General features: G+C 73.1%; 15 protein-coding genes. 3 read left to right on the top strand and 12 right to left on the bottom strand.

What is annotated here, in order from left to right:
- Nucleotides 1-258: 258 nt before the first annotated feature.
- Nucleotides 259-2052: a stealth family protein gene (locus AB0C59_RS07655; RefSeq protein ID WP_363001671.1), complete on the top strand. Its 1794-nt coding sequence runs from the start codon at nt 259-261 to the stop codon at nt 2050-2052.
- A gap of 100 nt (nt 2053-2152) precedes the next feature.
- On the opposite strand, the gene AB0C59_RS07650 is transcribed toward AB0C59_RS07655, so the two are convergent.
- From AB0C59_RS07650 to AB0C59_RS07640, 3 genes are read right to left on the bottom strand one after another with little or no spacing between them, the layout of a single operon-like run.
- A complete protein-coding gene (locus AB0C59_RS07650) occupies nt 2153-2443 on the bottom strand; it encodes a hypothetical protein (RefSeq protein WP_363001669.1) in 291 nt (96 codons plus the stop codon).
- Between the two features lie 48 nt (nt 2444-2491).
- Nucleotides 2492-3541: a hypothetical protein gene (locus tag AB0C59_RS07645; RefSeq protein WP_363001667.1), complete on the bottom strand. Its 1050-nt coding sequence runs from the start codon at nt 3539-3541 to the stop codon at nt 2492-2494.
- 19 nt (nt 3542-3560) lie between these two features.
- Complete coding sequence (locus AB0C59_RS07640; protein WP_363001665.1) at nt 3561-5555, bottom strand: hypothetical protein; 1995 nt, start codon at nt 5553-5555, stop codon at nt 3561-3563.
- Between the two features lie 272 nt (nt 5556-5827).
- Here AB0C59_RS07640 and AB0C59_RS07635 point away from each other — a divergent pair, with 272 nt between their 5' ends.
- Nucleotides 5828-6724 carry an alpha/beta hydrolase gene (locus AB0C59_RS07635; protein ID WP_363001663.1) on the top strand — a complete coding sequence of 299 codons (897 nt, stop codon included), beginning with the start codon at nt 5828-5830 and terminating at the stop codon, nt 6722-6724.
- A 2-nt stretch (nt 6725-6726) separates the two neighbouring features.
- On the opposite strand, the gene fxsT is transcribed toward AB0C59_RS07635, so the two are convergent.
- From fxsT to AB0C59_RS07610, 5 genes are all read right to left on the bottom strand, one after another.
- A complete protein-coding gene (gene fxsT / locus AB0C59_RS07630) occupies nt 6727-10653 on the bottom strand; it encodes an FxSxx-COOH system tetratricopeptide repeat protein (RefSeq protein WP_363001661.1) in 3927 nt (1308 codons plus the stop codon).
- Nucleotides 10637-11968 (bottom strand): TIR-like protein FxsC, encoded by a 1332-nt coding sequence (locus AB0C59_RS07625; protein ID WP_363001659.1) that lies wholly within the window; start codon nt 11966-11968, stop codon nt 10637-10639. Before AB0C59_RS07625 ends, fxsT begins: the two co-directional genes overlap by 17 nt.
- A 136-nt stretch (nt 11969-12104) precedes the next feature.
- Nucleotides 12105-12869 carry an AAC(3) family N-acetyltransferase gene (locus AB0C59_RS07620; protein WP_363001657.1) on the bottom strand — a complete coding sequence of 255 codons (765 nt, stop codon included), beginning with the start codon at nt 12867-12869 and terminating at the stop codon, nt 12105-12107.
- A complete protein-coding gene (locus tag AB0C59_RS07615; protein ID WP_363001655.1) occupies nt 12862-14886 on the bottom strand; it encodes an FxsB family cyclophane-forming radical SAM/SPASM peptide maturase in 2025 nt (674 codons plus the stop codon). The genes AB0C59_RS07620 and AB0C59_RS07615 overlap by 8 nt, the downstream gene beginning before the upstream one ends.
- 169 nt (nt 14887-15055) lie before the next feature.
- Entirely contained in the window at nt 15056-15211 is a 156-nt protein-coding gene (locus tag AB0C59_RS07610; RefSeq protein ID WP_363001653.1) for a hypothetical protein, read from the bottom strand.
- 290 nt (nt 15212-15501) lie between these two features.
- On the opposite strand from AB0C59_RS07610, the gene AB0C59_RS07605 reads away from it, so the two are divergent.
- Entirely contained in the window at nt 15502-16443 is a 942-nt protein-coding gene (locus AB0C59_RS07605; RefSeq protein ID WP_363001651.1) for a DUF4231 domain-containing protein, read from the top strand.
- Between the two features lie 40 nt (nt 16444-16483).
- Here AB0C59_RS07605 and AB0C59_RS07600 read toward each other — a convergent pair whose 3' ends face one another.
- From AB0C59_RS07600 to AB0C59_RS07585, 4 genes are all read right to left on the bottom strand, one after another.
- Nucleotides 16484-16969: a hypothetical protein gene (locus AB0C59_RS07600; protein WP_363001649.1), complete on the bottom strand. Its 486-nt coding sequence runs from the start codon at nt 16967-16969 to the stop codon at nt 16484-16486.
- Between the two features lie 125 nt (nt 16970-17094).
- Nucleotides 17095-18132 (bottom strand): rod shape-determining protein, encoded by a 1038-nt coding sequence (locus AB0C59_RS07595; RefSeq protein ID WP_363001647.1) that lies wholly within the window; start codon nt 18130-18132, stop codon nt 17095-17097.
- 120 nt (nt 18133-18252) lie between these two features.
- On the bottom strand, nt 18253-19590 hold the full coding sequence (locus AB0C59_RS07590) for a carboxyl transferase domain-containing protein (protein ID WP_363001645.1): 1338 nt from the start codon (nt 19588-19590) through the stop codon (nt 18253-18255).
- A complete protein-coding gene (locus tag AB0C59_RS07585) occupies nt 19583-21049 on the bottom strand; it encodes an acyl-CoA synthetase (protein ID WP_363001643.1) in 1467 nt (488 codons plus the stop codon). Before AB0C59_RS07585 ends, AB0C59_RS07590 begins: the two co-directional genes overlap by 8 nt.

Here is a 21049-nt window from a genome sequence, read left to right as displayed (position 1 = left end):
GACGGGCGGCCGGACGGGTCGCGTCCGCACCGGACGGACACTTGTCGGCCAGCCAGCAGGACCGCATTCCGTTGCCCCGCGTTCCCTTTCTCGTGTGTGAGCCCCGTTACTCCTCGTGGAGGGAACCTGTCCGTTTTCTGTGACATCTCCCAGCCGTGAAGGTCCCTACGACCGGTGGCGCCGCGATCCACGCGCCCTCAAGGGGCCGGTGAACCGGGGGAGATGACCATGGCTTCAACTGCACCAGGGGGGACGACCGTGACCCAGCCGCTGCCCAGCAACACCGTTGCCGAAGCGGCCGCGGGCAAGCGCTCGGTCAACGTGGAGGGCGCCGCCCTCGTCAAGGCCTACCGTGCGCTGATGCCGAACCGGCTGCGTCGTGGGATCGCCCGCCGCTACTCGCCCGAGGGGCGGCGCCGGCTCAAGGCCGTGATGAGCGGTTCGTTCATGACGGCGGAGGTGCGCCGCGCCCGGCGCTCGGGGCTCGCCCAACTGCACCGCTCCCGGATCACGGCCGCCGGTGCCGTCGTGGCGTGGGCGCAGGGCCGTGCGCGGATGGCGCTGTGCCTGGACGACCTGTCCCCGCACCTGGTCCGGGCGGCCAACCTGTCCCGGGTGACGGGCGCTCTGGAACGCTCGGGCGTCGACTACTTCTGCGTACGCGGCCTGGAGCGCCATGTGCCCGTCGTCGGCGTCCGTGCCGCTGACCGGTCGCGGGCCGTGCGCGCGCTCCAGGAGCTGTCGCGTGAGGTTCCGGCGTATCTGCTGACCCTCGGCGAGGGCGGCACCCGCGTCCTTCCCGCCTACCACGCGCACGCCTGGCGCTCCGTCGCCAAGGCGCCGGCGCTGAGCCTGTTCTGGTTCCACACGGAGCCGAGCGGCCGCCTGGTGCTGGGTCCCGAGCAGGCCTGCGAGGTCGAGTTCTGGGACGCGGAGGACGGTGTGCTGAGGGCGCCGCGGCGCAACGCGGTCAGCGAGTCCATCCCCCTGGACGCCCCCGAGGTGCGCACCCCGGCGTCCGCCTTCGCGACTCCGGCCGTACCGGAACGCCCCACCGCCACCGCCACCGTGCGCACGCGTGAGGAGTTCACGGCGCTGCTCCCCGGGGACGTCACCTTCCCCGTGGACGCGGTGTACACCTGGGTCGACGGCAGCGACCCGGCGTGGCTGCGCCGCCGGGCGTCGGTGTCGAGCGACGGACTGCACGCGGAGGCCGCCAACGCGGGCCGCTACGCCAACCACGACGAGCTGCGCTACTCGATCCGCTCCCTGTGCATGAACGCCCCGTGGATCCGCACCGTCTACCTCGTCACCGACGACCAGACCCCGGCCTGGCTGGACACCAGCCAGCCGGGCATCGAGGTCGTCAGCCACCGGGACATCTTCAGCCGGGGCGAGCACCTGCCCACGTTCAACTCGCACGCGATCGAGAGCCAGCTCCACCACATCGACGGCCTGTCCGAGCACTTCCTCTACTTCAACGACGACGTGTTCCTCGGCAAGGAGGCCCACCCCGAGGACTTCTTCCTGGCCAGCGGCCTGAGCAAGTTCTTCCCCTCGCCCGCGCTGGTGCCGCTCGGCCCCCGCGACCAGGAGGACCCGCCGGTCGCCCTCGCGGGCAAGAACAACAGGGCCCTGGTCCAGGAGCGCTTCGGCACGACGCTGGTGCAGAAGATGCGCCACGTCCCGCACGCCCTGCGGCGCACCGTCCTGGAGGAGATCGAGCGGGAGTACCCCGAACAGCACCGGGCGACGGCCGGGGCCCGCTTCCGGGGGCCGGACGACGTGTCCGTCGCCTCGTCCCTCTACCACTACCACGCGTTCCACACCCAGCGGGCGGTGCCCTCGGACCTGTCGTACGTCTACATCGACGTGTCGCTGCCCAACGCGGCGAACCGGATGGACCGGCTGCTGCTGCACCGCGACAGGAAGGTCTTCTGCCTCAACGACACCCTGTCCACGGAGGCGGACTTCGACCGCTGCGACCGCGTGCTGAGGACCTTCCTGGACGACTACTTCCCCGTCCCGAGCAGGTTCGAGAAGGACGCCTGAGTCCCCGCCGGGTGTGCCGGGCGCCCGAGGGGGCTTCCGGTACGCCCGCTCGGGCGCGGCCCGGCGCCGCGGTTCACCGCGCCCCTTCGGGGGCGCGCCCTCAGCCCGCCCCGGCAGTGCGCTTGTTGTCCATGGCCGCCTGGTCCTTCTGCGCCTTGGCGACCAGGCGGTTCTCCTCCGGCGGGTAGGAGTCGAACAGTTTGCCGAGCGCGCCCATGCGGCCCTGGAAGTCGGTGCCCCACTGGTCGGCGACCGAGCCGACCCAGGTCTCGCAGCCGATGAGGTTGTTGACGGCCGTGATGGCGGCGCGGATGGAGGAGACGGATGTCTCGATCTTGTTCATGTCCTGTCGGCAGAGATAGCCGAGCTTGTCTTCGTCGGGTATGCCCATGGTCCGTTCCCCGTTGCTTGAGGCGTTGCGCGTCGCGTACGCGACGCGTCACATGATGCCGATCTGGAGCAGGTGGTTCGTGTGGCCGCCCAGCACGAGCTTCCCCGCTCCGTAGGTGATGGACGAGGGCAGGTCGCACGGCAGGTTCTTCGCGTCCACCGGATGCGTGAACAGGCAGTCCTCCGGGTTCTCCGTGTCCTTCGACCTCAGGTGGCGGGCCACCAGCTCCGCCCGCCCCGCGTGCAGATGCAGGACGTACGTCCCCGCGTCGTCGTACGCGTCGGTGTAGATGCCGTCGGCCCCGTCCGCGGTGAAGGAACCGACCCGCAGGTCGGCGGGACTCCCCTGAAGCCCGGCGACGGACCGGGGCAGGGCGAGAGGGGCGACCGAGCCGTCGGCGTGGATCGCGATGATCTCGCCGGGCGTGACCGTCCCCGAGTTCGGCGGGCCGCTGCCCACGTAGATCGACCCGCCCGGGCCGACCGTGGCGAGGTCGGAGGTGGGGAACAGGTGCCGGGACCTGCGCTCGTCGGCCGGGACCTGGTACACGCGCTTGGCGAGCTTGCCGGTGAGCGACCACACCGTGTGGGCGTCGATCACGATCAACTCGCCGTCCGGGCGCACCCCGACGGCGGTCACGGCACCGTCGGAGAACCGAGGGCCGGTGGCGCCCGCGAGCGCGCTGACGTGTCCGGCGCGGTCCAGCTTCTCGACGGTGTCGTCCTGGCCGAAGACCAGGGAGCCGTCCGGCAGCGCCACCAGGCCGGAGGCGTCGCGCAGCCCGCTGTGCGAGGACTTCACCGTACGGTCTCTCGCCACACGCTGTATGCCGTCGCCGCTGCGCAGCACGTAGACGCTGCCGTCCGACGCCGTGGTCAACCCGTCGAAGTCGTCGCCGAGGTCGAGGGCGCCGGAGTGCGCGCGGTCCAGCAGCACCGCCGCCTGCCCCTTGCCCGGCGCCTCCCAGGCGCCGTCACCGCCGCCGTCGTTGCAGGCGGTGGCGCCGGCGAGCAGGCCGAGGGCGGACAGCAGCAGAAGCCCGCGACGCGCGCGGCCACCACCGCGTCCACCGGACGCCGGACCCCTGGACCTTGACACTTTCGGCACTCCCATGCCCCTATAGGTTCCCTCGGTTGAAGCTGTTGGCCATGTCCTGGTCGACATGGTCGGGCAGGTAGCCCCACCGCTGCTTGACGTCGTGACTCCACCACGCGTAGAAGTCCTTGGCGTCGTTCGTGTCCTTGCGGAACTGGATGTTCCCGTCGGCCCACTCCGGGTGCTCCGGTGGCGGCGCTATCTTGTGCGCGCGCAGCAGGCCCTGGACGATCGGCACGCTCATGAAGGCGGCCTGGTCGTACCCCTCGTGCGCGAACGCGGCCGCGTCCGTCGCCTGCGTGTTGGTCGTGAACTTCGAGTCGCCGTAGGGGATTCCGGCCCAGATGGCCGCCTGGATGGCGTTCGGCAGGATGCTGCTCGTCGGGTTCGGGATGGCGGCGGCACCGCTGGCCACGATGTTGAACCAGAGCAGCCGCTGGGTGTTCTCCGCGTCGACCAGGGCGTCCGCGTCCAGCTTGACCGCCTTGCCGGCGGCGAACGCCGTGCCGCGCAGCTCCGCGAAGTCGCTCAGGCGGCCGGTGTTGGACTTGTCGTCCAGGCCGCTCTGCGCCGACAGGCTGATCTGCGCGTCGATCGCCTGCATGACGTTTCCGGCCTCGTCCTTGTTCTGCATGATCTCGCTGAGGAAGTCCCGGGCCTGGTCGTGGCCCACGGTGATCACGCCGTTCTTGGCGTAGGCCGACATGCCCGGCGTGCCCGAGGAGTCCGCGAAGTCCGGCACGTACGCCTGGAAGACCGTCGACAGGGCCTTCGTGATGCCCTTGTTGACCGGGTACTGCTCCCGGTCGTAGTCGTCCTTGGTCTTCTCCTTGTTGTACTCGGCGGTGCCCGCGTTGATCAGGTTGGCGGCCGCCTCCGCCGACGCGTCGGGGTGGTGCTGCCGGTCCAGCGTCGCCGCGCGGATGACGGCCGCGGGGAACTTCGCGTCGTCGAACGAGTCCGGGCCGGGGGTGGCCCACTTGTCGCTGACGAGGGCCGCGGCGTGCTGCGGGCCTTCCTTCCCGGTGACCAGCAGGCGGGAGGCGTCCGCGTTCTCGCTGACCCGCTGCATCAGGGCGATGGACGGGTCGTTGGCGTCGATGGCCGCGATGTCGCGCGCGTGGTCCATCGGGGTGCCGCCGTGGCGGTAGTCGACGTCGATGCCGAGCGACTTGTACCAGGCGTCGTCGGCTCCCACATAGCTGCCGACGAAGCCGTTCGGGTCCTTCTCGTAGTCGGGCCGCATCTCGTTCTTCTGGCGCCAGTCCAGCATCGCGCCACCCACCGCCGACAGCACGTTCGGGTCCCACTTGTCGCCGTCGGGGCCGTACTTGAAGAGCATGCCGACGGACCACATGTCGCCGCCCTGCGGCTTCGTCAGCGCGTCCACGGCGTTCGCCGGCAGGGTGATCCTGCCCGCCTGGGCGAGGCTGGTGGCGGCCTGGACGCCCTGGCTGAAGCGGGCGACGATCTGCTGGGACTCCTTGGAGAGCACCTCGCCGTCGTGCGTGCCGTCCTGTCCGTGCAGGATCCGCGCGGCGCGGGCGGCCTGGGTCATGCCGCCGTTCGCCATGAACGCCTGGAGGTAGGCCGCGTCGTCCTTGTGGTCGGACAGCGACTGGGAGATCTCGTTGATCGTCTCGCGCGAGGCGGGGTCGTCCGGGTCGTCCATGGCGCTCTTGAGGTACTGCGCCTCCTGCTGCGCCTCGTACGTGGTGTTGATCTTCGAGACGTCCCAGGGCACGTTGATCATGTCCTTGTGCGGGTCGTTCGGATCCACCAGTCGCGGGCCGTGCAGCAGGGTCAGCGCCTCGTCGGCCCGCTTGGCCATGTCCCGCGCGTCGTCGTGGACCTGCGTCACCTGACGGGTCAGCATGCCCTGGTTGAGGGTGCCGCCCCACTGGCCGAACAGCTTCTGGATGTTCGGTGACTCGCGGGCCAGGGTGTCCGCCAGGGCCTGCAGCTTGTCGGCGAGCAGGCGCACACGATGCGGGTTGAGCCCCGCGAACTCAGACATGCCGTATCTCTCCCCCGTTCGGTGGCACATCGGCGACGTCAGGGTCGGTGGCCACGCCACCGGGGCGGCCACGGCACCATCAGGGGCGCCCGGACCTGACCGTACCGCACGCCACCGACAGCACAGCGGCTTCCATGCGCAACCTTTACGACACGCGTCACACCGGTGGCGGGGCGGTCCGGGAGCGAGCCCGGTTCGTTTCGTGGAAGGGGGCCCGGGGCAATGTCGAAGCAGCGTCGTCCCGGTCCGCGGACCGAGGGAGGGGGAGCGCTGTGCCGGAGCGGGCGCGCGCCATCGACCACGTACGGACGGCCGACGGCAGGCTGTTACGGGTCGAGTGCACGGGGGATCCGCGCGGCCGCCCGGTGTTCCTGCTGCACGGCATGCCCGGCAGCCGGGTCGGGCCGCGTCCCCGCTCGATGTTCCTCTACCAGCGCGGCGCCTGGCTCATCAGCTACGACCGCCCCGGCTACGGCGGCTCCGACCGGCGGCCCGGCCGCAGGGTCGTGGACGTCGTCCAGGACGTGACCGACGTCGCCGACGCGCTCGACGTGGACCGGTTCGCGGTGGCGGGCCGCTCCGGCGGCGCCCCGCACGCCCTCGCCTGCGCCGCCCTGCTGCCGCACCGGGTGACACGGGCGGCCGCGATGGTGGGCCTCGCGCCCCGTGACGCGGAGGGCCTCGACTGGTTCGAGGGGATGGCGCCGTCGAACGTCAGCGAGTTCCGCAGAGCCGGCCGTGACCCCGAGGGGTTCGCGGCCCGTCTCATCCCGCGCTCGGCCGCGATCCGCAGCGACCCCGCCCGTCTGCTGGACGAACTGCGCGGCGAACTGACCGACGCCGACCGGCTGATCGTCTCGGACAACGGCATCCGCACGGGCCTGCTGCACAACTACCGTGAGGCGCTGCGCACCTCGGCCTACGGCTGGATCGACGACGTGCTCGCCCTGTGCCGCCCCTGGGGCTTCGACCCCGCCGACATCCGGGTGCCGGTCCTGCTGTGGCACGGCGAACTGGACGTGTTCACCCCGGCCGCCCACTCCTCGTGGCTGGCGGCCCGCATCCCGAGCGCCACCGCCGTGCTCGATCCGTCGGCCGCCCACTTCGCGGCGTTCAGCGCCCTGCCGACGGTCCTGGGCTGGCTGCTCACGGACCCCGCGGCGGCGTAGGCTCACACCGCCAGCGGCTCCAGGTCCCGGTACACCCTGCGGTCCTGGCTGGCCAGCCGGGTGATGCCGTTGTCGTCGCCGAGCAGCAGCCGCAGTTCGGTCACCGCCTCGTCGTGCAGGGTCCGCCCCTCCTCCTCCCGGCCGAGCGCGATGAGCGTCAGCGCCAGGTTGGTGACCACGGCGAGCGTCTCCGGGTGGTGCGGGCCGAGCACCGTGCGCAGCGCGGCGGCGGCCTGGTCCTCCAGCTCCCGCGCCTCCTCCAGCCGGCCCGTCTCGGCGAGCGTGTTGGCGTAGTTGACGCCCGTGAACAGCGTGTGCGGGTGCTGCTCGCCGAGCACCTCCCGCATGCGCGGCAGCACCTGGAGGAACACGGCCTCGGCCTCCTCGGTGTCGCCGCAGCCCCAGTGGAAGATGCCGAGGTTGTTCAACGCGGCCTGGGTGTAGGGGTGGGCCTCGCCCGGCACCTTCATGTACGCCGACAGCGCCTCCAGGGCCACCTCGCGGGCCGCCTCCCGCTCGTCGGCGGCGTACAGGTCGGCCGCCATGTTGAGGTCGCAGGCCAGCGTGTCGGGGTTCGGGGCCTCGTACTGGGCGCGGTACTGGGCGCGGGTGGCCGTCGTCAGCCGGCGCGCGTCCTCGAACTGGCCCGCCCGGCGCAGGGACACCGCGAGGGACTTGGCGCAGGACAGCGTGCCGGGGAAGCTCTTGCCGAGGATCCGCTTGTGCGCCTCGTAGGTCCGGGACAGCAGCGACACCGACTCGTCGTAGCGGCCCACCTCGCGCAGGTCCCGGCCGAGGGAGGCGGCGGAGGACAGCGTGTAGATGTGGTCCGGGCCCAGCACCTCCATGCGGCGGTCCAGGACGTCCTGGTCCAGGGCGCGGGCCTCGCCGTAGCGGCCGACCATGCGCAGGGCGAGGGCGAGGTTGTTGGCGGCGTTCAGGGTGCGCGGATGGGACTCGTGGAAGATCTGGCTGAAGCCCTCGTGCGCCTCGCGGGCCAGCTCCACCGCGTTGCGGTAGTCGCCGAGCGCGGCCAGGTCGCTGGAGAGGCTGGAGGTGGTGACGTAGGTGTGCGGGTGGTCGGCGCCGAGCACCGACCGCTGCCGGGCCAGGAGTTCCTCGTCGATCTCCCGCGCCTCGATGTAACGCCCCTGCGAGCGCTGGATGTTGGCGAGCTGGCAGCGCAGGTACAGATACTGCACGTCGTCCTCGCCCAGCAGGTCCTTCCAGTCGGAGAGGAGTTCCTCCGCGAGCTGCATGGCGCGCGCGAAGTCACCGCGCTTCCAGCGGTAGCGCACCCGGTCGATCATCAGCCGCCGGGTCTCGGGCTCCATGCTGCCGCGGGCGTCCGAGGCGTCCAGGTGGGGCCAGATCAGGTCGAACCGGGACCAGGTCGCCGGGTCGTCGATGGGTTCGTCCTCGTCGGGGCGGGCGCCGGCGAGGACGGTGTGCACGACCCGGCGGGTCTCCTCCTGCTGCTGCGGCGAGAGCTGGGAGCGGATGACGGCCTGCACCAGCCGGTGCACCTGGATGCTGGTGCCCATCGAATCGATCTTGGCGAGGGCGAACCGGCCGATCTCCCGGATGACCCGCCCGAGGACGAGCTTCTCCTGCAGGGCGGGGTCGTACGGCTTGAGCGCGTCGATCATCTCCTTGCTGTACAGCAGTTGCGCCGCGATCGGTTCGGCGGCCATGAACGCGCACAGCTCCAGCAGCCGTACCGAGGCGGGCGAGCGCTCCCGCAGGCGCGCGATGGAGATGTTCCAGGTCGCGGCGACGGGCTGCGGGTAGTCGGCGGGCTGGTTGAGGGCGAGGACGTCGGCGGTCTGGCGGTCGAGCTGCTCCAGGTAGTCGTCGATGGGCATCGCGGTCTCGGCGAGCCAGGCCGCGGCCTGGGCGACGGCGAGCGGCAGGTCGCCCACGGCGGTCGCCACCCGGTCGGCGTCCGCGGCGCTCAGGCTGCCCGCGCGGCGCATCAGGTGCTCGACGCTCTCCTCGCGCAGGAACACGTCGATGGGCAGCGAGGGCCCCTGCTGGGCCCAGGCCTGGTTGCGGGAGGTGATCAGGATGTGGCCGCCGCCGCCCCGGGGGAAGTACGCCTTGAGCTCCTCGGGGTCGTCCGCGTTGTCGAAGACGAGGATCCAGCGGCCCGGCGTGCCCCGCCCCAGCCGCTGGAGGGCCTCCTGGCAGGCCTGGGAGATGTCGTCGCCGACGGGCGCGCCGAGCCGGGTGGCGAGTTCGGCCAGCGAGGCCACCACGTTGTCGGCGTGCTCGGCCGAGATCCACCACACCAGGTCGTAGTCGGCCATGAAGCGGTGCACGTACTCGTTGGCCAGCTGTGTCTTGCCCACGCCGCCGAGCCCGAACAGGGCCTGGGACTGGGGCAGCGGCAGGACGACGGACATGCTGCCGCCGCCGAGCTGGTCGCGCAGCCGCTCCAGGACCAGGCTGCGGCCGGTGAAGGTGACGTTGCGCTGCGGCGCGTTCCAGATCCGCGGCACGCTGCCCGGGAAGCGCGGGGCGCCGGCACCGGGGTCGAGCGGCTGGGCGGGCAGTTCGAGGGCGCGCAGCACGCCGGCGACGCAGTGCGCCTCGTCCAGGCGGTGCAGGTCGACCGGGTTGTGCTCCAGGTGGGAGGAGTGCAGCCGGGCGTCGTCGACGCGCAGCGGCGCGAACGGGACGGCCGCCCCGCCCGCCGAGGTGTCCGCGAGGGCCCGCCAGGTGTCCTGGGCGTGCCGCGAGTTGAGGAACGGTGTGGACAGCAGGACCAGGACCCGGCTGCCGGGCCCGGGCCGCTCCATCGGCGCGGTGGACACGTCGCGCAGCAGGACGCTGCACCCGGAGCGGATCAGGACCGACTCCATCCACTCGGCCCACATGCGGTTCTCCGCCACGTACACGATGACCACCTCGGCCACCTTCGCCATCGGCCGCCGCCGTACGTAGGCGTCCTTGCAGCGCAGTCGCACCGACTCGGGGACGGTCGGCAGCTGGGTGATCTCACCGTCGGACACCACGGCGGTGAGCCGCTCGAACGCGGACAGGAGGGAGTTGGCCAGGCCCTTCTCGTCGCTGACGGTGGCCAGGGTCTCCTCGTACGCGTAGTAGGGGCGGTAGGGGATCTCCACGGCGCCCCAGTACCGGGTCAGCTCCTCGCCGGCGAGGTCCTTGGGCAGCCCGTCGAACTTGAGGCGGGCCAGCGCCCGCCCCGCGTCGACCTTCTCCTTCTCGCCCTCGTCGATCCGCATGGGGACGGGCAGCACCCGGATGTCGTGCGGGTGGTAGCCCTCCTCCACGCTGCGCGCCACGGCGGCGGCACCCTCCATCGACTGGTCGCTGAGGGTGAAGCAGTCCACCAGCACGTCGGGCATCTGCATGGTGCAGATGTCGGCGCTGTCGGACAGGCCGGTGCGGCTGTCGATGAGGACGTAGTCGTAGTTCGCCTTCATGTCGTCGCGCAGCGCGTCCAGGAACTGGCCGCCGCCCAGGCGTTCGTAGAAGTTGTCCCACTCGAAGGAGGACACGGTCGCCGAGTACGCCCGGTCCTGGCGTCCGGCGGACAGGAAGTCCAGGCCCCCGCCGTCGGGGAAGATCCAGCCGAGCCGTTCGGGGTGCAGGGACACGGCGTGCCGCTGGACGCGCGCGTAGGCGCGGTGCCAGTCGCCGGTGCGCGGAGCGCCGGTGGTGGCGGCCCAGTGGAACTCGGTGATGATGTCGATGACACCGGTGGTGGAGGCCAGGACGTCCGTGTCCAGGAACGGGTGGAAGAACCGGTGCAGGCCGGGTGCCTCCAGGTCCCAGTCCACGGCGAGGACGCGTTTGCCGTTCGCGGCGAGGATCCACGCCGTGTTCGCCAGGGCCATGGTGCGCCCGGTGCCGCCCTTGTACGAGTAGAAGGTGATGATGCGTCCGTCAGGAGCCGCCGTCATGCTTCTCCTCCATCGTGGTGTCCCGCGCGGGCGGGTGGGTCGAGGGCGTCGGACCCGTCAGGCGCGGCCGCGGGACGTGCGGTCCGGGTACCGGGTGCGGTGTGGCGTGCTTGAAGAACTGCTTGGTGGCGTGCGCCACGACCTTCGGCAGCACGTCGGTGAACGCGGTGAGCGTGGGCACGCCGTTGACGGCGATACGGCAGTCGGTGCGGCGCCCGCGGTCCAGGGTGAGCGGCAGCGTCCGCTCCAGCTTCGCCGTGAGCCGCTTGCCCTCCTCGCTCTGCGACTGCCCGTCGCTGCGGTCCCAGGGGACGATGGCGTTGATCCAGGGACGGGTGTTGGTGTCGAACACCGAGAGCCTGCGGCAGCGTTCCTCGTCGCCGAGCGCCCACGGGTCGATCAGCAGGATGCCGGGCCGTCCCGGCGGCTTGTCGTCCTCCGGCCCGGCGAGCGGTTCGGGCCCGGTGTCCTCGTCGTCGAAGGAGGCGACGGTGACCCGGTAGTCCAGGGAGCGGATCAACTCCTCGGCGAGGGACGGCAGGGAACGGGCCGCCTCCTGCGGGTAGGGGTTCCAGTCGTGCGGGTGCTCGCCGTAGGGGCGCGGGTCGCGGTGCTCGGGCAGGGAGTGGCGGGTGGGCGCGGCGACGGTGAGATGGATGCTGCGTGTGCTCTGGCCGCGCGGCTTGAACGCGCTGGGCGTGTTCTCGTAGCGGCGCGGCTGGCTCGGGGGCAGCGGTGAGTCGTGGGCGACCTGGACGATGCGCCGGGCCAGCTGCATCACCGTCTCCTCGTACTCGTCGCGCAGCCGGTTCAGCTTGATCAGGCTGAAGATGCCCTCGTCCGCGTAGCGCCGCCCGAACGCGGCGTGGTCCACGTGGATGTGGCGCACGGACTCGGGGAGCTGGTCGTAGTCGACATGCGCCCACAGCGCCGGGACGATGGCGGGCAGGCTGCCCGCCCCGGCCGCCCGGGCGCGGAGTATCCGCTCGTTGAAGGCGAACCACTCGCGCCCGCACATCTCGCTGGTGAAGTAGCGGGGCGAGAACAGCGGCACGAACACCCGGCAGATCGCGAGGTGTTCGGCGAGCGTCTCGGGCCAGCCGTCGCCCGAGTGCATCTCCCGGTCCATGAAGCCCGCGGACGCGCCGGCGGGCAGGTCGGTGAGGTGCATGATGTTGTCGCACAGGTCCTTGTACAGCACGTACACCCAGTGGTCGGGGTCGCCGCGGGTCGAGCCCCAGGTCGGTGTGTGCGCGTAACTCAGGAAGAAGTAGGGCCTGGTGTCGGACAGCCAGCCACGTCCTGGGTAATCCACACGACCCCCCGCCCGACGACCGGTACGCACACCCGTGGCACGTCACCCGTCCGGCGGGAAGTGCGCGCACCGCCCCGCCGGGAGTAATCAAATGTGCCCGACGACCCGCCGTAACACGGTGCGTCTTTCGGGCCATTCATCGTCGGATTCCGGTCATCGCGTCGCGCGCGTGGTCGACGGCGTCCCTGAGGCCCACCAGGGTCACGGGCCGGCCGGCCAGTTCGGCGGTGGCGAGCCGCTCGGGCGGCAACGCCGCGCCGATCTCGGCGAAGTCGCCGTCGTCCAGGGCGAGATCCTCGTAGGTGACCCAGTTCCCCGCGGTGCCCACGACGCAGTGGTACGCCCGTCGGGGCGGGGGCGGATCGCCGCGGTACTCGGCCAGATGGAAGGCGCTGCACGCCGCGAACCCCACGCGCAGCAGCAGCACCTGGGCGTCCGCCTCGTACAGCCGGGCCAGCGGTGAGCGTTCGCCGAGATGGCAGTGGGGGTGGTGGCCGTCCATCAGCTCGGCGGCGCGCGGGCCGAGCGCCGCGAAGGAGGTCTGGGGGTGCCCGCTGCGCACCGCGCCCGGCGTGGTGCGGACCCGCTCGGCGAGGACCCCCATCGACGGGCAGGGGGTGGTGGCCGGGTCGAAGGGCGGCATCGCGGCGCGGAACGCGGCCGCTTCGCGCTCCGTCAGGCCCGCGACGCGCTCCAGGTGGGCGGTGGAGGTGGTCGAGTTCTCGGGCGTGAAGGCGGGCACCACGAGGGTGCCGTCCGGGCCGAGCGCCCCGAGGAGCGCGTCACGCACGTCGGCCGCGCGCAGGCCGCTGCCGCTCAGGGAGGAGTGGGCCAGCAGCGTGCCGCCCCGGCGGACGCCCAGGGCGGCGAGGGCGTCGCCGAGCGCGCGGGCGTCAGCCATGCGCTGCCGTGTCCACCGGGAGCACCGACCCTCCCAGGCGCGGCAGTTCGCGGGCGAACTCCCGCGCCGAGAAGTCCAGGGCCAGCCCCAGCGCCCCGTGCCCGTGGCTGCCCACACGCAGTCCCGCGCCCGGCGGCAGGGGAGTGACGGTGGTGACGTCCAGAGTGTCGGGGCCCTCGCGCCAGTCGGGGGTGCGGGCGTCCAGCAGGGCGTACGCGGAGCGCAGGCGGGTGCGGAAGGCGTCCAGCGCGTCCGCCGGCAGCGGGGCGGGCAGGGGCATCGGGTAGGAGTCGCGGCGCAGCGGGTCGGCGTCGTCCACGAGGACGGGCGGGGTGCCCTCGGCGGTCTCGACGTACGCCAGCGGGCGCCAGGATCCGGGCGCCGTGTCGGGACCGCTGCGGATCTGGAAGCCGTCCTCGCCGACCGTGAGGTCCACGGGCCCGGGGGCGGGCAGGGTGACGGTGCCCAGGGTGGGGAGGTGGAGGTCGGGAGAGGGGTGGTCCCAGGCCAGGCTCGCGGCCTTCCCCGCCCGTACGGCGCAGGCGGCCACGAGTGCCATGAACAGGGCGCCCCCGCCGTCGACCAGCCCGAGGCTGCTGAGCACGGGCAGCAGATACGGGTGTCCGAGGACCGTGTTGACGGCCGGCCGGGCCCCCGGGTCGGCGTCCAGCTCCTCCAGCAGGCGCCACGCGTCCTTGCCGCCGGGCCGCGCGACCAGCCGGTGGAACTGGGCGGCGACCAGACGCCGCGCCAACTCGACCTGGGAATACCGGCGTTCGTCACCCGACCCGTCCCCCGCCCCGTCACCAGATCCGTCACCGGATCCGCCATGGGAGCCGTCACGGGACCCGTCGTGGGATTCCTCGCCAGGCCGCGGTTCCGCACGCGGCCGGGACCCGGGCGCCCCGCCGCGACGCTCGGCCACGCCCTCGACGAAGGCCCGCAGGTCCGCGCAGAACACGCTCGGGTTGTCGAACCCGCGCGTGCCGCTGTAGCGGTGGGCGTAGAGCCCGCCCCCGCAGGACTCCACGACCGGGCAGGTCCGGCAGGTCGCGCTGACCCCGTCGATGCCGAGCTGCCGGGCCCGTACCCCCGGGTGCGCGGCGAGCTCCGCGAAGCCGTGCCGGAAGACGTCGTAGCCGGTCTCGGCGGCGCCCTCGAACGCGGTCTTGAGGGAGTCGGCCTGCTCGAAGGTGCCGTCGGTCTCCACCACCGCCAGGTCGGACGGCGCGAGCCCGAGCGCCTCCGTCAGGCTGGGGCCGCCGCTCAGGGTGCTGTGCACCGACTCGAAGATCCGCACCGGCATGCCCCGGCCCCGCTCCGCCCAGCGGTCGTACACCGCAAGCAGCCAGTCGGCGTAGGGCACCCGCGAGCCCTCGGGCCTGGGCGGCGGGTTGTCCCAGGTGGAGTGGGGCAGCAGGTAGTCGATGCGCGGCGGGTCGAGGGCGGCCAGCGCGTCGTGCACGGCGACCGGGTCGTTCGCCACGTCCACGGTGCACAGCAGCCCGGCGAACAGATGGCGGTCGCGGGGCGCGCGCAGCAGGTCCACAGCCCGCAGGACCCGGTCGTAGCTGCTGCGGCCCGCGCGGTCCAGGCGGTGGCGGTCGTTCGCCGCGCGGTCGCCGTCCAGGCTGATCCCGACCTTGACGCCGAACTGGCGGAACACGTCGAGATGGCGCGGTCCGAGCTGCAGGCCGTTGGTGTGGATCCGCAGATCGAGTGCGGTCACGGGGGTGAGCGCGGTGGTGAGCGTCTCGCAGACGGCGCGCAGCCGGGTGGGGCCGGCGAGGAGGGGTTCGCCGCCGTGGAGGATCACCGAGACGTTGGGCAGCTCGCGCTCTCTCGCGTAGGCCGCCAACCGGTGGGCGACCTGCTGCACGGTGTCCGGGGAGATGACCCTGGGCCGTCGGCTCCAGCTCTGGTCGGCGTGCTCGTAGACATAGCAGTGGTCGCATGCCAGGTCGCAACGCGAGTGCACCTTGAGGACCAGTTGCTGTAGCGCGGGCGCGGTCGTCACCGCTGACACGGTAGTCGGTCCAAAGGGCTGGGCCGAGGCAACTCACCAGTTGGTGGGGCGAGTTTGACGGATCCGAAAGGCCCAGCACTTCGGTGCGCGCCCGGGTCGCGTGGTGCGCGGGGCCGGGGACGCGGGTCGGGGCTCTGGAATACGCGTGCGGTGCGCGTACTCAGATCGAGGAGTTGAAGGTGGCCTTGGCGGGGGCCTGCGCGCGCGCCGGGCTGCCGGCGTCCTGGGGGCGGGCTGCGGCGGCGGAGAGCGGCGTGTGCTGCTGGGGCTCCCGACGGGTGGGGGCCATACCGCTCGTCTTAACCTGAAGGATCATGACGGCCTCGTTCTGGTCTGTTCGTCGAATCGTCGAATCCGCGGGGGTGGATCGGCGGCCTCCTGTCACAGAGGTCGCTGCCACACAGTGGGTGCTGCGAGGGTGATTCGACGTGTGGCGCGAGAGACAGCCCGGCCCGAACAGGGGTTGTTGCGCGACCTATGTCGGGTCTGATAGCGAAACATACACCAGGCGACTCCGGTCGGCCGCTCGGAAGTCCCGTCCAGGCCCTGGAACTACTCCGGCCGGACGCCGCACGATGGAGGCCCTCGACCACATGAGGTGCCGACGTGACCGTCACGGGACCGAGCACGACCACGGGTGACACGGTTCTTCCTCCTCTGTACGTCGCCAACGACCGGCGTGCGTTGGCCCGGCAGGGTGAAACCCTGCGCGCCGTCCGCACCCAGCTGACCTTCCTGATGCTCGCCACGGCCGCGGCGGCGCTGGCCGAGCACCTGCGCAGCCACTTCGCGTCCTGGGTGGCCGCCGCCCTGTACGCCCTGACCACCGTCATCGGGCTGCACACCGCCCGCCGCCGCGCCCGCGCCCACTGGCAGGCCCACCGGGCGGCCGCCGAGACCCTCAAGTCGCTCGCCTGGCAGTACATGGTGCACGGCGGGCCCTTCCACTCCGGGGTCGGCAACCCGGACGCCGTCTTCGCGGAGCGGCTGGAGGAGCGGCTGCGGGAGCTGCGCAAGGTCGGCTGGCAGGACATCCGGGACGACGCGGACGGGGCCGGGGGCGCAGGGGCCGGGAGCGGCGGTGCCGGCGGCGCGGGGCAGATCACCCCCGGCATGCGGGCGGTCCGCGCCAAGTCGTTCGCCGCGCGGCGCGACATCTACCTCAGGGACCGGGTGCTCGAACAACTGGTCTGGTACGGCAACCGGGCCGCCCAGTCCCATCGCGCCTCCGTCCGCTGGTCCTCCCTCACGGCCGCGCTGACGACCCTCGGGCTGCTGGCCGCCGCGCTCCGGGCCGTCGGGGTGCTCGGGAACTGGGACTTCGCCGGGCTGCTGAGCGCGGGCGCGGCGGCGGCCGTCGCCTGGCAGGAGGTCCGCAGGCACCGCCCGCTGACGTACGCGCACTCGCTCATCGAACAGGACCTGGAGACACTGCGGGTGGCCATGGGCACGACGGTCACCGAGGGGCAGTGGGCGGAGGCGGTGGCGGAGGCCGAGCGGCTGGTGAGCCCCCAGCACACCGACTGGCTGGTGCGCTTCGGGTCCTGAGCGGGCGTCCCTGGTGGCGTCGGCCCTTACTCCCGGGCGACTACTCCCGGGCGACGCCGGGGCTCCACAGCACCGTCACCGGCACGCCCGTGCGGCGGGCGTAGGCCACCACCTCGGCGGTGCCGCCCCGGCCCCGGGCCGGATGCCCGTCCCAGACGGCCACCAGCCGGTCCGCGTGGTCCACGATCCAGCGGCCCGCGGCGTCGTAGGCGTCCTCGTGCGTGCGCTCCCACGGCAGGTCGACACGGGCGGCGCACGACGTGAGCAGCCTGCGGTACGACGCCCTGACCTCCTCGCCGCCCAGATGGGCCTCGTAGTCCATCCCGGGGATGACGGCGGTCAACGGGACGCCGCGGTCCAGGGCGAGCCCGGCGAAGAGCTGGTCCGCGCCGGCGGCCAGAGAGCTGAGCGCCCCGGAGGTCGAGGCCGCGCACAGTTCGGCGGTCATGCCGCGGCGTACGAGGGGAAGCACCGCTTGGGGGAGCCTGCGGTGCCCGGTGACGCCGATGACGCTGGTGCGAGACACGACAATCACGTCCCCCGGTGCGTGGCCGACCGCTTCGCTGCGCCTTCACCGTAACCGCGCGGCGGTCCGCGACGCGAGACGCGCCGCAGCGGCGGGCGGCGTGAACCGGCCTTCCCGCACGCCGCCTACGCGGCCAGGGGGTTGAGCACCAGGGGCTGGATCCTCCCCTCCAGCATCTCCCCCAGCCCCTGCACGGCGCAGATGTCGGGCCGCTCGGCGATGTGCACGGGCATGCCGGTGGCCTGGCGGAGCATCTGGTCCAGGCCGGGCAGCAGCGCGCTGCCGCCCACCATCATGATCCCGCGGTCGGCGAGGTCGGCCACCAGGTCCGGCGGGCAGTCCCGCAGCACCTTGCCGATACCGTCGAGCACGGCCGTCAGCGGAGTCTGGATGGCGTCCCGTACGGCGGCCGTGTCCACCCGCACCGAGCGGGCCAGCCCGGTCGCCACGTCCCGGCCCTGGATCTCGGTGGACACGGGCCCGTGCGGACTGAGCCCGTTGTCGGAGAGGGCGATCTGCAGCGGCCGCACGGACTGGCTCGGCAGCATCAGCGCGTGCGCGTGCCGCAGATGCTGCACGATCGCGTGGTCGACGGCCTCACCGCCCACCGGCACCCGTTCGGCGGTCACGATGTTGCCCAGGGACAGCACGGCGATCTGGGTGGCGGCCGCCCCGCACACCATGATCATGGACGCCTCGGGCTGCTCGACCGGGAGCCCGCACCCCACGGCGGCGGCCACCAGCGTGTCGACCAGCTCCACCCGCCGTGCCCCGAGCCCCACCAGGGTCTCGATGGCGGCGCGTTCGGCCAGCGGATCGGCGTCGTGCGGGGTGCAGGCGGCGGCCCGCAGCCGGGGCTTGCGGCGCAGGCGCCTGCGCAGCTTCTCGCCCAGGAGCTGGCGCAGCATCCGCTGGGCCATGTCGATGTCGACCACGGTCCCCCCGGACACCGGCCGCGTCACCCGAATGTACGAAGGCGTCCGTCCCGTCATCTTCTCGGCGAGTTCCCCGACCGCTATCAGCGCACCGGTCCGGGTGTTCACGGCCGCGGCGCTGGGCTGGTCCACGACCAGCCCCTCACCCTTGACGTAGACACGGGTCCGGGCCGCCCCCAGGTCGACGGCGAAGTGGCAGCGGCGCAGCTGGTCCAGACTGACGGTCATGGCGGCAACCTTCCGAGAACAGACCGCGGGTGGCCGCCGGGAGGCGGTCCTTTCCACCTCCATCGTGTGCCGAGAAGGCAGGCCGCGCCTGTCGGGGTGGGCCAGCGGGGGTGGGCCGGCTCAGCCCGCGGCCCCGCCCGCGACGCCCCGCACGACCCCCAGTTCCACCAGGTCCTGGGGTCGCAGACGCAACTGGTCCGCCGTCGCCCGCACCTGCTCGGGCGGACGCTTGAGGATGGCGGCGGCCAGTTCGGGCGCGATGACCGAGAAGTAGCTGTCCGGAGCGGCCCAGGTGTTGCCGGGCGCGGCCAGCGCGAGCGCCCCGCCGGAGCCGCCCTCGCCGATCACCAGCGAGGTCAGGGGTGTGCGGGCGGCGGCGACCGCGCCGAACAGGTCCGCGATGGCGGCGCCCGCGCCCTGCCGTTCCGCCTCGGCGTCGTTGGCGGCGCCCGGGGTGTCCACCAGGGTCAGCACGGGCAGGGAGAGGGCGTCCGCCAGCCGTATCAGCCGGGCGGCCGTGCGGTATCCCGCGGGGCGGGTCGCGGTGCCGGTCTGGGCCGCGTACGCGATGGTTCGGCCGCCGTGGCTGCCCAGCCCGCACAGCATGCCCGCGTCCCTGCCGCCGCAGCGGTCACCGCTGAGCACGGTGCGGCGGGTGAAGTAGGCGTCGAGGTAGGCCTGGGCGCGGGGGCGCCGCGGATCGCGCGCGCGACGTACCGCGTCCCAGCCGGTGGCCGGCGGCTCGGTCGGGCCGAGCGCACCGGGCACGGGCGCCGGTTCGCGCGAGGGCGCCGTCGCCAGCGCCAGCCAGAGTCCCAGTTCCGCGCGCAGCCGCTCGGGCCGCACCACCGCGTCGACCGTGCCCGCGGCGACCTGTGCCTCGGCCGTGTACGCCGCCGGGTCCGCGTCGGGCGGGCGCACCCGGGAGCCCGCGAAGCCGACCTGGACGCCCGGCAGGGCGAGCACCACGTCGGCCCCCGCGCCCAGCGTGGCCCAGCCGCCACCGGTCGTCGGGTCGCGCAGCACCGCCAGCTGGGGCAGCCCGGCGGCCCGGGTGAGCGCCGACTGCCGTGCCACCCGCTGGAGTTGCGTCAGCGCGAGCATGCCCTCCTGCATCCGGCTGCCGCCCGTCGCCACCAATGACACCACCGGCAGCCGGTGTTCACGGGCGTACGTGTGCGCCGCCACCAGCCGGTCGCCGGTGCGCTCGCCGAGCGAGCCGCCGAGGAAGCCGAACTCGAACGCGATCAGCACCGCCGGGGTGCCGGCGACGTCCGCGCGCACGCACACAACCGACTCGTCCTCGCCGGTGCGCGCGGCGGCGCGGGCGCGCGAGGCGTCGTAGCCGGTCCAGCCGAGGGGCCCGTCGGGCCCGGACTCCCTTGCGGGGATGGCGAGTTCGTGGAAGTCGTCGGTGACGAGGGCGAGTGCCTCCCGTGCGGTGGCGCGCTCAGGCATCGCCCTGGGCCCCGTCCTGGCCGAGCACCCGCTTCATGACCTTGCCCATGTCGTTGCGCGGCAGCGCGTCGAGATGCCGTACGACGCGGGGGCGCTTGTGCGGGGCGAGCAGGCGGGACACATGCCCGGCGAGCTCGTCCAGGCCGGGCGGGGCGCCGGGGTCGGCGGGCACCACCCAGGCGACGATCCGCTCGCCCAGATCCTCGTCGGGCTCCCCGGTGACGGCGGCCTCCCGCACCCCCGGGTGGTCGAGCAGCGCGTTCTCGATCTCGCCCGCCCCGATCTTGTAACCGCCGCTCTTGATGAGGTCGGTGGCCTTGCGCCCCACGAGGCGCACCTGTCCGTCGCCCTCCCGCACCGCCATGTCGCCGGTGCGGAACCAGCCGTCGCCGGTGAACGCGGCGGCGGTGGCGTCGGGCCGGTTCAGATATCCGGTGAACAGGTGCGGGCCGCGCACCTGGATCTCGCCGACCGTCTCCCCGTCCCATGCCGCGAGCGGCGTACCGTCCTCCTCCACCAGCCGCAGCTCCACCCCGGGCAGCGGCACGCCGACCGTGCCCGGGCGCGGCTCGCCGTCCACGCGCACGCTCGTGTTCATCAGCGTCTCGGTCATCCCGTACCGCTCGACGACCCGGCGGCCGGTGGCCGAGGCGATCCGCTCGTGGTCGTGCACCGGGAGCGCGGCGGAGCCGGAGACCAGCAGCCGGGCGCCGGCCAGCGCCTTCACCAACTCCGGCTCGGTGGGCAGGGCCTCGGCGATGCGGTGGTACATCGTGGGCACCCCGAACAGCATGGTGGCCCCGGCGCCCAGCTCCCGCGCCACCCCGTCCGTGCTGAAGCGGCCCAGGTGCCGCACGCTGCCGCCGCGCCGCAGCGGGCCGAGGGTGCCGAGCACCAGGCCGTGCACATGGAACAGCGGCAGCCCGTGCACGAGGACGTCGTCCCCGCTCCACCGCCAGGCCTCCGCGAGCGCGTCGAGCGTGACGGCCAGGGCCCGGCGGGGGATCACGGCGCCCTTGGGCGGCCCGGTCGTCCCGGAGGTGTACACGATGAGGGCGGGGGCCTCGTCGTCCCCGGCGGCGGGCGCGTACGCCTCCCTGGCCCGCACGTCCACGTCGAGCCGCTCCAGCGCGCCCACCGCGTCGGGAAGCCGGTCGCCGGGGGCGGCGAGCACCGCCGCCGGGGCGCTGTCGCGCAGGACGTGCCCGAGTTCGCGCTCCCCTGACCTCGGGTTGAGCGGGACGACGGGCACCCCGGCGGTCAGCGCGGCGACCACCGCGACGGCGGTCTCCAGGCCGGGCGTGGCCCACAGGGCGATCCGGCCGGCCCCGGCGATCCGCTCGGCGAGCGCACCCGCCGCCGCGGCCAGCTCGCCGTAGGTCAGGGCCCGCTCGCCGAAGCGCAGCGCGGGCCGTGGCCCGGCCGAGGGGTCGGACAGGGCCGGAAAGAGGGAGGACAC

The organism is Streptomyces sp. NPDC048664 (genome assembly GCF_040650555.1).
Classification (GTDB): Bacteria; Actinomycetota; Actinomycetes; order Streptomycetales; family Streptomycetaceae; genus Streptomyces.
Note: the sequence above shows the minus strand (reverse complement) of the source record. Positions and strands in the feature narration are given on the sequence as shown.

Coding starts and splice junctions, on each gene's coding strand:
- AB0C59_RS07650 (WP_363001669.1), bottom strand. CDS start 2,443: ATGGGCATACCCGACGAAGACAAGCTCGGCTATCTCTGCCGACAGGAC.
- AB0C59_RS07640 (WP_363001665.1), bottom strand. CDS start 5,555: ATGTCTGAGTTCGCGGGGCTCAACCCGCATCGTGTGCGCCTGCTCGCC.
- fxsT (WP_363001661.1), bottom strand. CDS start 10,653: ATGACGGCGGCTCCTGACGGACGCATCATCACCTTCTACTCGTACAAG.
- AB0C59_RS07620 (WP_363001657.1), bottom strand. CDS start 12,869: ATGGCTGACGCCCGCGCGCTCGGCGACGCCCTCGCCGCCCTGGGCGTC.
- AB0C59_RS07610 (WP_363001653.1), bottom strand. CDS start 15,211: ATGATCCTTCAGGTTAAGACGAGCGGTATGGCCCCCACCCGTCGGGAG.
- AB0C59_RS07595 (WP_363001647.1), bottom strand. CDS start 18,132: ATGACCGTCAGTCTGGACCAGCTGCGCCGCTGCCACTTCGCCGTCGAC.
- AB0C59_RS07590 (WP_363001645.1), bottom strand. CDS start 19,590: ATGCCTGAGCGCGCCACCGCACGGGAGGCACTCGCCCTCGTCACCGAC.